Genomic DNA, 15,773 nt, shown 5'->3' on the forward strand with positions numbered 1-15,773 from the left:
ATGCGCGCAGCGTTCGGTGTCAGGACACCGAAAGTTGCGTGTCGATGAAGTCGAAGATCTCGTCGGCGCTGGCCGACTGGAGCTTCTCGGTGACGGTGTCGCCGGTGTGTTCGGTGGTTCCGTGCACGTCGGCCAGGAGTGCCTGCAGTCGGGCGGTGAGCTGGGCCCGCGCGCCCTTGTCGAGGGTTCGCCCGGAGATCAGCCCGGCGAGCCGGTCCACCTCGGCCAGCAGCGGCAGCTCGGTGTCCGAGTCACCGACGATCCGGCCGATCAGGTGGGTGGTGAGGGCCCGGGCGGTGGGGTGGTCGAAGGCCAGGGTCGCCGGCAGCTTCACCCCGGTCGCCACGCTGATCTGGTTGCGGAGCTGCACCGCCGTCAGCGAGTCGAATCCGAGTTCCTTGAACGCCCGGTCCGGCTCGACGGCGGTGCTGTCCGGGTGGCCGAGCACCGAGGCCGCCTGGGCGCGGACCAGGTCGAGCAGGACGGCGTCCCGTTCGGCCGGGTCGAGCCCGTCGATGCGGCGCAGCCACGGCGCGGTCGACGGGTCACCGGTGCCGGCGGCCAGCGCGGCGCGTACCGCGGGCAGGTCGGTGACCAGACGTGGTGGGCCGGCCGGGTGCTGCTCGGCGAAGCGGTCCCAGCCGATGTCGGCCAGCACGATCCGGGTGTCGCCGTGGTCGAGGACCTGGCCCAGCGCGGTCAGCGCGGACGAGGTGGGCAGCGGGGTGGTCGCGGGGTCGCCGCCGGCTGCCTCGCTCCGCGCCCAGTCGCCCCAGGCGATCGAGGTGGCGGGCAGACCCGCGGCGGCGCGCCGGGCGGCCAGGGCGTCGAGGTACGCGTTCGTGGCGGCGTACGCGCCCTGCCCGGTGCTGCCGAGCGTCCCGGCGAGCGCCGAGAACAGCACGAACGCGGTCAGGTCGTGATCGCGGGTCAGCTCGTGCAGGTGGCGTGCGCCGGTTGCCCGGCCGGCGGCGACGGCGGCCAGACGGTCACCGGTGAGCCCGGTCAGCAGGCCGGAGTCGCGGGTCCCGGCGAGGTGGAACACGGCGGTCAGGTCGTCGATGCCGTCGACCAGCGCGCGCAGGGCGTCGCGGTCGGCGACGTCGCAGGAGGCGATGGTCACCCGGGCGCCGAGCTGTTCCAGCTCGGTGCGCAGGTCGTCGGCCCCAGGGGCGTCCGGGCCGCGACGGCTGGTGAGCACCAGGTGCTCGGCGCCGCGTCCGGCCAGCCAGCGGGCCACATGTGCGCCGATCTCGCCGGTGCCGCCGGTGACCAGTGTGGTGCCGGTGGGCGACCAGCCGGTCGTCGGCGTCGTGCCGGTGGGCGGGGCCGGCCGCAGGCGGCGGGCGACCGCTCCGGCGGACCGGATCGCCACCTGGTTCTCGCCGGTCGAACCCGGCTCGCCGCGGAGGGTGACGGCGAGCCGGGTTCCGGCCACCGGGTCGAGAGTGTCGGGCAGATCGATCAGCCCGCCGAAGCGCTGCGGGTCCTCGGCCTCGAGTACGGGTCCAAGGCCCCAGAGCATCGCCTGGGCCGGGTGCGGCACGTCCTCGCCGGGGGCGACGGCAACCGCCCCACGGGTGACGCACCACAGTTTCGCCGGGGAACCGATGTCGCCGAGCGTCTGCAGCAGCGTCAGCGTGGCGGTCGTCCCGGTGGTGATCTGCGGGTTCTCTCGATCCGGACGTTGGTCGAGCGCGAGCAGTGACAGCACCCCGGCGATCGGGATGTCGATGTCGGAGAGCCGGTTCAGCAGAGCGGCCAGCTCGCTGCGCTCGGTGGTGGCTGGTGCGATCTCCAGGACCTCGGCGCCATGCTCGCGCAGGGCGGCGGCGCAGTCGGTGGCGATCCGGTGCTGGTCGGTGGTGTCGGGCACGACGAGCAGCCAGGTGCCGTCGAGCCGGGGTGCGGTGCCGGCGTCCGGGATCGGGGTCCAGCCGACGGTGTAGCGCCAGGTGTCGGTGGTGCCCCGCTCCCGGCGGGCACGCCGCCAGGTGGCGAGCGCGGGCAGCAGGTCTCCGCCGTCGCCGGTGATGCCCAGCGGGGTCAGGTCGCCGTCCTCGACGGCCTGCCAGAACTGGCTGTCCACCGGGTCGGAGGCGGCCATCGCGCCGCCACCGGTGGGCCAGTAGCGCTGGTGCTGGAACGGGTAGGTGGGCAGGTCGACGACCCGGGTGGCCGGGATGACGGTGTTCCAGTCGACCAGGGCACCGCGTACCCAGGCCTCGGCCAGGGCTCGGACGACCTGGTCGGTGCCGCCCGCGTCGCGGCGCAGGGTGCCGACGGTGGCCGCGTCGACGGTGTCGGCGATCGCGCCGGTGAGCACCGGGTGGGCGCTGACCTCGACGAAGATTCGATGCCCGGCGGTGTACGCGGCCTCGACGGCCTGGTCCAGGCGTACCGGCTGACGCAGGTTGCGGTACCAGTACGCGGCGTCCATGGCACCGCCGCCCTCCACGGTGGAGAGGACCGGCACCTCACCGGGCAGCGGCTGCACACCGTCGAGCAGGCGGGCGAGTTCGGCCTCGACCGGCTCGACGAGCGCGCAGTGCGAGGCGTAATCCACCTTGACCCGCTTGGCCCGTACGCCGGCCACCTCCGCGACGGCCAGGAACACGTCCAGGTCGGCGGGTGCCCCCGCGACGACCACGCTGGTCGGGCCGTTCACGACGGCGACGGTCACACCGTCGGTGAGCAGCGGGGTGACCACGTCCAGACCGGCGTTGACCGAGACCATGCCGCCCGTGCCGGCAACCGCCAGCAGGGCCTTGCTGCGCAGCGCGACCACCTTGGCGGCGTCGCCGAGCGAGAGGACACCGGCGACGCAGGCCGCGGCGATCTCGCCCTGCGAGTGGCCGATCACCGCGTCCGGGGTCACGCCCTTGGCCCGCCACACCTCGGCCAACGCGACGTGCACCGCCCACAACACCGGCTGCACCACGTCGACGCGCTCCAACGGGTCGTCGGACCGCAGCACATCGAGGAGGTTCCAGTCCACGAACGGCGCCAGCGCCGCCGCGCACTCGGCGATCCGGGCCGCGAACACCGGTTCGGCGTCGAGCAGCCCGACCGCCATGCCGACCCACTGCGAGCCCTGGCCGGGGAAGACGAAGACGACGGGCGCGTCGGGGTACGCCGAGCCGGTGATCACCGAACTCGACGGCAGACCGTCGACGAGCGCGTTCAGGCCGGTGCGGTGCTCCGGGCCGAGGACCACGGCCCGCTGGCTGAACGCCGAGCGGGTCGCGGCCAGCGAGTAGGCCACCTCGCCGGCCGGGGCGTCCAGCGCGGCGAGCTGCCGTGCCTGGTCGGCGACCGCCGTGGCGGTACGCCCGGCCAGCAGCCACGGCACGTCCGGCGTCGTCGCGGCGACCTCGCCGGCGGCGACCGCCGGCGCTTCCTCGATGATCACGTGGGCGTTGGTGCCGGAAACTCCGAACGACGAGACACCGGCCCGGCGCGGGCGCTCCCCCGCACTCCACGATCGCGGCTCGGTGAGCAGCTCCACCGCGCCGTCGGACCAGTCCACCTGCGGGGTCGGCTCGTCCACGTGCAGCGTGCGGGGCAGGGTCTCGTGCCGCAGCGCCTCGACCATCTTGATGATGCCGGCGACCCCGGCGGCGGCCTGGGTGTGCCCGATGTTGGACTTGACCGACCCGAGCCACAGCGGCTGGTCGGCGGGACGGTCCTGACCGTAGGTGGCGAGCAGCGCCTGCGCCTCGATCGGGTCGCCGAGTCGGGTTCCGGTGCCGTGCGCCTCGACCACGTCGACATCTGCGGCGGACAATCCGGAATTGGCCAGGGCGGCCCGGATGACGCGTTGTTGGGAAGGTCCGTTCGGCGCGGTCAGGCCATTCGATGCGCCGTCCTGATTGACAGCGGAACCGCGTACCACGGCGAGGACGCGGTGACCGTTTCGGCGCGCGTCGGAAAGCCTCTCCACGAGCAGCATTCCGACACCCTCGGAGAATCCGGTGCCGTCGGCCGCCCCGGCGAAGGCCTTGCAGCGGCCGTCCTCGGCCAGGCCGCGCTGGCGGGAGAAACCGACGAACAACGACGGGGTGGCCATCACCGTCACGCCACCGGCCAGTGCGAGATCGCACTCGCCGTTGCGCAGGGCCTGCGCCGCCAGGTGCAGCGCCACCAGTGACGACGAGCAGGCCGTGTCGACGGTGACCGCCGGCCCTTCCAGACCCAGCACGTAGGACACCCGGCCGGACAGGACCGCGCCGGCGTTGCCGGTGGCGAGATATCCCTCCAGGCCGTCGGAGGCGCCGAACAGCACGGCGGAGTAGTCGGAACCGTTGGTGCCGGCGAAGACGCCCGTACGCGAACCGGCGAGCCCCGCCGGGTCGATTCCGGCGCGCTCGACGGCCTCCCATGAGGCTTCCAACAACAACCGCTGCTGAGGATCCATCGCTAATGCCTCACGCGGATTGACACCAAAGAATTCGGCATCGAACTCACCTACGTCGTAGAGAAACCCGCCGGTCCGGGTGTATGTGGTCCCAGCGTTGTCGGGATCGGGATCGAACAACACCCCTAAATCCCAGCCCCGATCCGCAGGGAAAACACCCATGCCGTCGCCGTCGGTGGCGACCAGCCGCCACAGATCCTCCGGGGAGCCGACGCCGCCCGGGTAGCGGCAGCTCATGCCGACGATGGCGATCGGCTCGTCCGCCGCCACGGCGGTCGTCGGGGCCGCGGCGGCCGGTCCGGTGTCGGTGTCTAGGAGCTGCTCGCGCAGGCGGGCGCTGAGGGCGTGCGGCGACGGGTGGTCGAAGACCATGGTGGCTGGCAGGCGCAGACCGGTGGCGCGGGCCAGCCGGTTGCGCAGCTCGACGCCGGTCACCGAGTCGAAGCCGAGTTCCTGGAAGGTGCGGCGCGGTTCGACCGCCTCCGGCGACGGGTAGCTGAGTACCGCGGCCACCTGGGTGCGTACCAGGTCGAGCAGCGTGCGCCGCTGGTCCGCCTCGGACTGGCCGGCGAGCTGCCGGGCGTACCCGTTGGCGGGTGTCGCGGTCGGGTCGCCGGCCTCGGTCGTCGCGGCGCGCGAGCGCAGCTCCCGCACCTCGGGCACCGCGTCGAGCAGCGGGGCCGCCCGGGTGGCGGTGAAGGCGACGAAGTACCGGTCCCAGGCGATGTCGGCGATGGCCAGGTACGTCTCGTCGTGGTCGACAGCGCCGCGCAGCGCCTCGATGGCGAGGGCCGGTGCCATGCCGGGCATGCCGTGCCGGTCCAGCAGGTCACCGAAGCGACCGTCGGCCAGTCCGCCGCCGTCCCAGGCGCCCCAGGCCACCGAGAGGGCGTGCCGTCCGGCCGCGCGGCGTTGCTGAGCGAGCGCGTCGAGGTAGGCGTTCGCGGGGGCGTAGTTGCCCACGCCGGAGCTGGCCAGGGTGCCGGCCACCGACGAGCAGAGCATGAAGACGGACAGGTCCAGGTCGCGGGTCAGCTCGTCCAGGTTGGCCGCTGCGGTCATCTTGGCGTGCAGGGCACGGGACATCCGGTCGACGTCGAGGGCGTCGACGACGGTGTCGTCGATGGCGGCGGCGGTGTGCACCACGGCGGTCAACGGGTGCTCGGCGGGCACGGCCGCGAGCACCGCGGCGAGCGCGTCCCGGTCGCCGGCGTCGCAGGCCACGACGGAGACCGTGGCGCCCAGCTCGCTGAGTTCGGTGGCGAGGTCGGTGGCGCCCGGCGCGTCCGGTCCACGACGGCTGAGCAGCAGCAGGTGTCCGGCGCCGGAGCGGGCCAGCCAGCGGGCGATGTGTCCGCCGAGCGCGCCGGTGCCGCCGGTGATGAGGACGGTGCCCTCGGGGTTCCAGCGACGGACCGGGGTCGTCTCGGCCAGCGGCGCGCGGACCAGCCGGCGGCCGAAGACGCCACTGCTGCGCAGCGCCACCTGGTCCTCGCCGGTGGCGCCGGAGAGAACCGTGGCGAGCAGCCCTCGGGTGCGCTCGTCCAGTTCGCCGGGCAGGTCGACGAGCCCACCCCACCGGTCCGGGTGCTCCAGCGCGGCGACCCGCCCGAAGCCCCAGACCAGCGCCTGCGCCGGGTTGGTGACCGGGTCGGTACGACCGACCGACACCGCGCCCGAGGTGGCGCACCACAGTGGCGCACCGAGGTCGGCGATCCCGAGCGCCTGGGTGAGCGCGACGGTGGCGGCGAAGCCGGCCGGCACGTCCGGATGGTCCGGCAGCGGTTGTTCGTCCAGGGCGAGCAGGGACAGGATTCCGCCGGGCTGGGCGCCACGCAGGGTGTCGGCCAGCGCGTCCCGGTCGGCGGTGCGGGTGTCGACCTCGACGGCGATCACCCCGGCGGCGTGCCGGCCGAGTGTGTCGAGGGCGGCGGTGACCCGGTCGTCGTCGCGGCGCCCGGCCGGTACCAGGACCAGCCAGGTGCCGGCGGGGGTGCCGTCGGCGCCGCCCGGGTGCGGACGCCACGCGATGTGGTACCGCCACGAGTCGACTGTCGCCTGATCCCGACTGCCCCGGTGCCACGAGGTGAGGCTGGGCAGGATCGGCTCGACGACCTCGCCGGGGACGCCGAGGGTGGCGGTGAGCGCGTCCACGTCGGCCCGGTCCACAGCCGACCAGAAGCCGGCTTCGGCGGGGGTGCCGCCGCCGGTGCCGGTGCCCGGGTCGGCCGCGCCGAACTCCACCTCCAGCCAGTAGCGCTGGTGCTGGAACGGGTACGTGGGCAGGGCGACGGTACGCGCGCCGGGGAACACCGCCGACCAGTCCAGCCGGACGCCGTGCACGTGGGCCTCGGCCAGGGACCGGGTGAAGCGGGCCAGCCCACCCTCGTCGCGGCGCAAGCTGCCGATGACGGCGGCGGCCTCGTCCGCGCCGCCGAGCAGTTCGGTGAGCCCACCGGTCAGCACGGGGTGCGGGCTGCACTCCACGAAGACGTGGTGCCCGTCGGCCCGCAGCCGTTCCACGGTCTCCGCGAAGAGGACCTGTTGACGCAGGTTGCGGAACCAGTAGTCGCCGTCCAGCGTGCTGGTGTCGAGCGGCTCGCCGGTGACGGTGGAGTAGAACGGGATGTCCGCCGGGCCAGGGCTGAGCCCTTCCAGGGCGTTGAGCACGGCGTCGCGGATCCGCTCGACGTGCGCGGAGTGCGAGGCGTAGTCCACGTTGATCCGACGGGCCCGTACACCGTCGCGCTCGCACTCGGCGAGCAGCTCGTCCAGGGCGTCCGCGTCGCCGGCCACCACGACCGAAGCCGGCCCGTTGACGGCGGCGACGCTGATCCGCCCGACGTAGGTCTCCAGCCGTTGCCGCACCGCGTCGGCGGGTGCCGCGACCGAGACCATGCCGCCCAGCCCGGACAACGCCGACAGGGCCCGGCTGCGCAGCGCGACGACCTTCGCGCCGTCCTCCACTGACAACGCTCCGGCGACGACGGCGGCGGCGATCTCACCCTGTGAGTGGCCGACGACCGCCGCCGGAACGACACCGTACGAGCGCCACAGCTCGGCGAGCGCCACCATGACCGCCCAGAGCGCGGGCTGCACCACGTCGACCCGCTTCAGCACCTCCGGGTCGGTGGAGCGCAACACGTCGAGCACTGACCATTCGGTGTACGGCCGCAGGGCCGCCGCGCACTGCTCGATCCGGGCGGCGAACACCGGCGAGGTCTCCATCAGCTCGGCCGCCATGCCGACCCACTGGGAGCCCTGACCGGGGAAGACGAGCACCGCGCCGGCTGCCTCACCACGGCAGGCGTACGCGTCCGCGGCGTCCGGGCCCTGCGCGGCGAGCGTGTCCAGGCGCTCACGCAGGCCGGTCAGGTCCCGGCCGACCAGCACGGCCCGGTGTTCCAGGGCCGCCCGGGTGGTGGCCAGGGAGAAGCCCACGTCGGCGGGGTCGACGGACCCCGCGGCGTCCAGGTGGGTGGCGAGCCGGCGGGCCTGCTCCCGCATCGCCGCCTCGGTACGCCCCGACAGCACCCACGGCAGCGCCCCGCCGGCCGGCGCCGGAGTCACCGGGTCGGACGACGGGGCCGGGGCCTCCTCCAGGATCACGTGCGCGTTGGTGCCGCTGACCCCGAACGCCGACACGCCGCCACGGCGGGGCAGCCCGGTGTCCGGCCAGGGCAGGCGTTCGGTGGCCAGCGCGACGGTGCCGGCCGACCAGTCGACCTGCGGGGTGGGCTCATCGACGTGCAGGGTGGGCGGGACCACCCCGTGCTGGATGGCCAGTGCCATCTTCATCATGCCGGCGATGCCGGAGGCGGCCTGGGTGTGGCCGATGTTCGACTTGACCGAGCCGATCAGCAGCGGCCGTTCGGCGGCGCGCTGCTTGCCGTACGTGGCGATCAGGGCCTGCGCCTCGATCGGGTCGCCGAGGGTGGTGCCGGTGCCGTGGGTCTCGACCACGTCGACCTGGGCAGCGGTCAGCTTCGCGTCGGTGAGCGCCTGGCGGATCATGCGCTGCTGGGCCGGGCCGTTCGGAGCGGTGAGGCCGTTCGACGCGCCGTCCTGGTTGAGGGCGCTGCCGCGTACCACGGCGATGATCGGGTGGCCCCGGCGCTGCGCGTCGGAGAGCCGCTCCAGGAGCACCAGGCCGACGCCCTCGGCCCAGCCGGTGCCGTCGGCGGACGCGGCGAACGCCTTGCAGCGGCCGTCACGGGCCAGGCCACGCTGCCGGCTGAACTCGACGAACGGGGTCGGCGTCGACATGATCGCGACACCGCCGGCGAGGGCCAGGGAACACTCGTCGCGGCGCAGCGACTGCGCCGCCAGGTGGACGGCGACCAGCGACGACGAGCAGGCGGTGTCGATCGTGACGGCCGGCCCCTCCAACCCGAGGGAGTACGCGATCCGCCCGGACACCACGCTCGTCGAGCTGCCGGTGAGCAACTGTCCCTCGATGGCGTCCGGTGCGCTCATCAGCACCCGGGCGCTGTAATCCTGCATGGTGACGCCGGCGTAGACACCGGTGCTGCTGCCGCGCAGCGACAGCGGGTCGATCCCGGCGCGTTCGAAGGTCTCCCACGCCGATTCGAGCAGCAGTCGCTGCTGCGGGTCCATGGTGAGTGCCTCGCGCGGCGAGATCCCGAAGAACGCGGCGTCGAACTCGCCGACCGCGTCGATGAACCCCCCGTGCTTGGTGTACGTGGTGCCCCGGTGCTCCGGGTCGGGGTCGTAGAGCTCCTCCACGTTCCATCCCCGGTCGGCCGGGAACTCGGTGATGCCGTCCCGGCCGTCGGCGAGCATCCGCCACAGCTCTTCCGGGCTGTTCACACCGCCCGGGAAGCGGCAGCTCATCGCGACGATCGCGATCGGCTCCTGGTCGCGTGACTCGACGGCCTGCAGCTGACGCTTGGTGCGCCGCAGATCAGCGGTGACCTTCTTGAGGTAGTCGAGAAGCTGCTGCTCATCGGCCATCGTTCGGCCCTCCCCTAGGACGGAAGTGGTGGATCACGGAAAGTCGAGTTCGTTGTCGATCAGGTCGAAGATGTCCTCGGCGGAGGCGTCGTCGAGGTCGGCGTCGTCGGACGTGGTCACGGTGGGCACGGCCGAGGCCGGTTCCACGGCGGCGAGCAGTTCCCGAAGCCGGGAGGCGATGCCGGTGCCGGCCAGCGCCTCGGCGTCCAGCGCCGAGATCGCGCCGGTCAGCCGGTCGAAGGCGACGTGCACCGCGTTCCCGTCCGGCTCGGATCCGGTGGTGAGTTCCTTCCCGAGGTGCTCGGCGAGCGCCTGGGCGTTCGGGTAGTCGAAGACGAGCGTGGCGGGCAGCCGCAGCGCGGTCGCGCCGTTGAGTCGGTTGCGCAGCTCGACGGCGGTCAGTGAGTCGAAGCCGAGTTCCTTGAACGCGCGGGTGGCCTCGATCGGCTCCGAGGCGGGCCGGCCGAGGACCACTGTGGCGTGGCCGCGTACCAGATCGAGCAGGATCCGCTGCTGGTCCGCCGCGCCGAGCCCGGCCAGCCGCCGGCCCAGGTCGTCGCCGGTCTCGGTGGCCGCGGCCGCCGCGCGGCGGGCCGGTGCGCGCACCAGGCCGCGCAGCAGCGGCACCACCGCACCGCCCTGCCCCCGCAGGATCCCGGTGTCGATGTTCGCGGGCACCAGGATCGCCTCGTCGTGGCGCACTGCCGCGTCCAGTAGGGCGAGTCCCTGCTCGGCGGTGAGCGGGGCCATGCCGCCACGGGCCATCCGGGCGTGGTCGGTCGCGTCCAGGTGACCGGTCATCCCACTGGCGTCGGCCCACAGTCCCCAGGCCAGCGCCACGGCGGGTAGCCCCTGGTCGCGCCGGTGCTGGGCGAGGGCGTCGAGGAACGTGTTGGCCGCCGCGTAGTTCGCCTGGCCGGCACCGCCGAAGGTCCCGGCGCCAGCGGAGAAGAGCACGAACTCGGCGACCGGCGCGGCGCGGGTCAGTTCGTGCAGGTGCCAGGCCGCGTCCACCTTGGGCCGCATCACCTCGTCCAGGCGCTCCGGTGTCAGCGAGCCGACCACGCCGTCGGCGAGGACGCCTGCCGCGTGCACCACTGTGCTGAGCGGGTGCTCGGCCGGGATGCCAGCGAGCAGTGCGGCCAGGGCCTCCCGGTCGGCGGTGTCGCAGGCGACGACGCGGGCCTGCGCGCCGAGGTCGGCGAGTTCCGCGCACAGGTCGGCGGCACCGGGTGCCTGCGAGCCGCGCCGGCTGGTGAGCAGCAGGTGACGGCGACCCTGCCGGGCGAAGTGCCGGGCCATCAGCGCGCCGAGCGTGCCGGTGCCACCGGTGATGAGGACGGTGCCCTCCGGGTCCGGCCGGGGCGGCAGGGTGAGGGCGATCTTGCCGATGTGCCGGGCCTGGCTGAGGAAGCGGAACGCCTCCGGCGCGCGGCGCAGGTCCCAGGTGCGCAGCGGCATCGGGCGAAGGTGCCCGGCCGCGAAGAGGGCCATCAGCTCGGTCCAGATCTCGCAGATCCGGTCGCCGCCGGCCTCGATCAGGTCGAACGCCTGGTAGCCGACGCCCGGGTGCTGCGCGGCCACGGTGTCGGCGTGGCGGATGTCGGTCTTGCCCATCTCGACGAACCGCCCGCCCCGGGGCAGCAGCCGCAGCGACGCGTCGACGAACTCACCGGCCAGGGAGTCCAGGACCACGTCGACGCCGCGCCCACCTGTCGCCCCGAGGATGCGCTGCTCGAAGTCGAGGCTGCGCGACGAGGCGATCCGGTCGTCGGTGAAGCCGTCGGCGCGCAGCACGTCCCACTTGCCGGGGCTGGCGGTGCCGAACACATCGGCGCCGAAGTGCCGGGCGAGCTGGACGGCGGCCATGCCGACGCCGCCGGTCGCGGCGTGCACCAGCACCGACTGCCCGGCGCGCAGGTGACCGGCGTCGACCAGACCGTAGTACGCGGTGAGGAAGGCGACCGGCACCGTCGCGGCGACCGGGTACGACCAGTCGTCGGGCACCTTGGCGATCATGCGGTGATCGGTGACGCCGATCGGCGCCATCGAGCCGGAGAAGAGACCCATCACCCGGTCACCGACGGCGTAGCCGCGCACCCCCGGCCCCACCTCGACGATCTCACCGGCCGCCTCGTTGCCGAGGACCTGCTGGTCCGGGACCATGCCGAGGGTCAGCACCACGTCCCGGAAGTTCAGGCCGCTGGCGTGGATGCGGACGCGGACGTGCCCGTCCGGCAGGTCCCAGCCGATCTCCGGACAGGGCAGCAGTTCCAGGTTGTCGAAGGTGCCGCGCTCCCGTACGTCGAGGCGCCACGGCTCGTCCCCGTCCGGCAGGACCAGGGCCGGGGTGGTCACGGCGCGGGCCAGGCGCAGCGCGTACGCGGTGCCGCCGCGCACCGCGACCTGCGGTTCCCCGGTGCCGGTCGCGGCGACCAGTGCGGCCGCCGAGGCGGCGTCGCCGTCCAGGTCGGCCAGTTGGAGGCGGTCCGGGTTCTCGGCCTGGGCGGCGCGGACCAGACCCCAGAGGGGGGCGTGCACCAGGTCCTCGATCGGGTCCTCGGCACCTGTCGAGACGGCGTGGCGGGTCACCACCACGAGCCGGGCGTCCGGTCCGGTGAGCCAGTCCTGGAGCAGGGCGAGGAAGGAGTGGGTCGCGGCGGTCGCGGCAGCGGCGACGGCACCTTCGGTGTCGCCCGGGCCGAACGGAGCGACGACCAGGTCGGGGCGTCGGCTCGGGTCGCCGGCGAGATCGGCGTACGCCACGACGTCGTGTCCGGCCTCGGCGAGGGCCGCGGACACCCCGATCTCGTCGACACCGAGGACCGCGACGAGGGCGGGAGCACCTGCGGCGGGAAGGGCCAGCGGGGTCCAGTCGAGGCGGAACAGCGAGGTGCGGGCCGGGTCGTCGGCCGTCTCCAGGGCACCGGCGGCGATCGGGCGCAGCACGAGCGAGGCGATCGACAGGACCGGGCTGCCGCTCTGGTCGGCGGCGAGCACCGACACCGTGTCCGGGCCCTGTGGTCGCAACCGGACGCGCAGCATCTCCGCACCGGAGGCGAGCAGGTCGACGTCGGTCCAGGAGAACGGCAGCAGGCCGCCCTGTTCGGCGCCGGCCGGTTCGAGGGCCAGCCCGATCGGGTGCAGTGCCGCGTCGAGCAGCGCCGGGTGCAGCCCGTACGTGTCGGCGTCGGTTCCTCGGGGCAGGGCGACCTCGGCGTACACGTCGTCGCCGGAGCGCCAGATCGCCCGCAGCCCCTGGAAGGCCGGGCCGTAGCCGTAGCCGCGGGCTTCCAGGTCCGGGTAGAAGCCGTCCACTGCGACGGCCTGCGCGCCGGCCGGCGGCCAGACCGGGAGTGGTTCGGGTGCGTCCGGTCGGGTGGTGCTGAGCAGACCGGTCGCGTGTCGGGTCCACTGCTGTTCGGCGTCGGCGGTGTCCGGCCGGGCGTAGAGGGTGAACGCGCGGTCCGGCCCGTCTCCGGCGGCGTCGACCACCGCCTGCAACGCCAGACCGGCCTTATCGGGGACGATCAGTGGCCGTTCCAGGGTGAGGTCGGCGACTGTCGCGCAACCGAGCTGGTCGCCGATCCGGATGGCCAGGTCGAGCAGGGCGGTGCCGGGGACCACCAGGCGGCCGGAGACGCGGTGGTCGGCGAGCCACGGGTGGGTGGTGAGCGAGAGCCGTCCGGCGACGATCGTGCCGTCGGCGCCGGCCAGTCCGAGGGCCGCTCCGAGGACCGGGTGGGTGACGGGGGCCAGGCCGAACGCGGAGGCGTCGCCGTGTGCCCGGGTGCTGGGGCGCGGCCAGAAGCGTTGGCGCTGGAAGGGGTAGGTGGGCAGTTCCACTGTCGGTGCCGCCGGGATGACTGTGGTCCAGTCGACGGGTGCGCCCTGCACCCACGCCTCGGCCAGGGCCCGCACGACCTGATCGGTGCCACCCTCAGCTCGGCGTAGCGTGCCCACCGTCGCGACGTCCACGGCGTCGGCGATCGCCCCGGTGAGCACCGGGTGCGCGCTGACCTCCACGAAGATCCGGTGCCCCGCCGTGTACGCGGCCTGCACCGCCAGGTCCAGGCGCACCGGTTGGCGCAGGTTGCGATACCAGTAGGCGGCGTCCATGACACCGCCGCCCTCCACGGTGGAGAACACCGGCACCGTGCCGGGCAGGGGCTGCACCCCGTCAAGCAGGCGGGCCAGTTCGGCCTCCACCGGCTCGACCAGAGCGCAGTGCGACGCGTAGTCCACCTTGACCCGCTTGGCCCGCACCCCAGCCACCTCCGCAGCGGCCAGGAACGCATCCAGGTCCGCACCGGCCACCACGACGCTGGTCGGGCCGTTGACGACCGCGACACTGACACCCTCGGTCAACAGGGGTGTGACCACGTCCAGGCCGGCGCTGACCGACACCATCCCGCCACTACCGGCGATCGCCAGCAGGGCCTGACTGCGCAGGGCGACGACCTTCGCGGCGTCGCTCAGCGACAGCACTCCGGCGACACAGGCCGCAGCGATCTCACCCTGCGAGTGACCGATCACCGCATCCGGCACCACACCCTTGGACCGCCACACCTCCGCCAGGGACACGTGCACCGCCCACAACACCGGCTGCACCACATCCACCCGCTCCAACGGATCGTCGGAGCGCAGCACGTCCAGGAGGTTCCAGTCCACGAACGGCGCCAACGCCGCCGCACACTCCGCGATCCGAGCCGCGAACACCGGCTCGGCATCCAACAACCCGACGGCCATACCCACCCACTGCGAACCCTGGCCGGGGAAGACGAACACCACACCCGCGTCCGGGTGGGTCGAGCCGGACACCAGAGCGCTCGACGGCAACCCCTCAGCCAACGCCGCCAATCCCGCTCGGTGATCCGGGCCGAGCACGACCGCGCGGTGGTCGAAGACAGCACGCGACGACAGCGACGACGCCACCGACGAGGCATCCGCGTTCACCTCCGACAACCTGTCGGCCTGGTCGGCGACCGCCGTCGCGCTGCGCGCCGACAACAACCAGGGCGCGCCGGGATCCGTCGCGACCGACTCGGCCACCGGTGCTGCCGGCGGCTCCTCGATGATCACGTGGGCGTTGGTGCCGGACATGCCGAACGACGACACCCCGGCCCGACGTGGGCGCTCCCCCGCCGGCCACGGCCGGGCATCGGTGAGCAGCTCCACCGCACCGGTCGACCAGTCCACGTCCGACGTCGGCTCGTCGACGTGCAGGGTGCGCGGCATCGTCTCGTGCCGCATCGCGTGGACGACCTTGATGATCCCGGCGACACCGGCGGCAGCCTGCGCGTGGCCCATGTTCGACTTGATCGACCCGAGCCACAGCGGCTGGTCGGCGGGGCGCTCCTGGCCGTACGTGGCGAGCAGTGCCTGCGCCTCGATCGGGTCACCGAGGGTGGTGCCGGTGCCGTGCGCCTCCACGAGGTCGACCTCGGCCGTGGAGAGTCCGGCGGCGGCGAGCGCCTGGAGGATCACGCGTTCCTGGGCGGGTCCGTTGGGGGCGGTGAGTCCGTTCGAGGCGCCGTCCTGGTTGACAGCTGTGCCCCGTACCACGGCGAGCACCCGGTGGCCGTTGCGGACGGCGTCGGAGAGACGCTCCACCAGCAGCATTCCCGCGCCCTCGGCCCAGCCGGTGCCGTCGGCCGCCGCGGCGAACGCCTTGCACCGGCCGTCACCGGCGAGGCCGCCCTGCCGGGAGAACTCGACGAACGTGCCGGGGGTGGCCATGACGACGGCGCCGCCGGCTAGCGCGAGGGAGCACTCACCGCGCCGCAGCGCCTGTGCGGCGAGGTGCAACGCGACGAGCGACGACGAGCAGGCCGTGTCGACGGTGACCGCCGGCCCTTCCAGGCCCAGCGCGTAGGCGACCCGTCCGGACGCCACGCTGGCCGCGTTGCCGGTGGCCAGGTAGCCGTCGAGGCCGTCGTCGGCCGCGCCCATCAACAGTGTCGAGTAGTCGTGCGAGTTGGTGCCCGCGAACACGCCGGTACGCGACCCGGACAGCGACGCCGGGTCGATGCCGGCGCGTTCGATCGCCTCCCACGACACTTCCAGCAGGAGCCGCTGTTGCGGGTCCATGGCCAGGGCCTCACGCGGGCTGATCCCGAAGAACGCGGCGTCGAAGTCGGCGACGCCGTCGATGAAGCCACCCTGCGCGGTGTGCGAGGAGCCACGATCGTCCGGGTCGCCGGCCAAGGCGGCGAGGTCCCAGCCACGATCGTCGGGCAGCCCGGAGACCACGTCGGCGCCGTCGGCGACGATCCGCCACAGGTCCGCCGGGGTGGTGATCCCGCCCGGGTACCGGCAGGCCATCCCGACGATCGCGATCGGCTCGCGGTCCGCGGCTTCGAGGTCGCGCACCTGGTCGCGG

The 15,773-nt window shown here is 73.7% G+C and carries 1 protein-coding gene and 1 pseudogene; both read right to left on the minus strand.

The window, feature by feature from the left end; translation table 11 throughout:
- Positions 1-19 precede the first annotated feature (19 nt).
- Positions 20-9,391, minus strand: coding sequence for a type I polyketide synthase (locus tag FHU34_RS20810; RefSeq protein WP_145783134.1), 9,372 nt, complete (start codon positions 9,389-9,391; stop codon positions 20-22).
- Between the two features lie 33 nt (positions 9,392-9,424).
- Positions 9,425-15,748 (minus strand): annotated as a pseudogene (locus FHU34_RS34075) (type I polyketide synthase); the annotation flags it as partial.
- Positions 15,749-15,773 lie beyond the last annotated feature (25 nt).

This window comes from Micromonospora taraxaci, from assembly GCF_007830095.1.
GTDB lineage: Bacteria > Actinomycetota > Actinomycetes > Mycobacteriales > Micromonosporaceae > Micromonospora > Micromonospora taraxaci.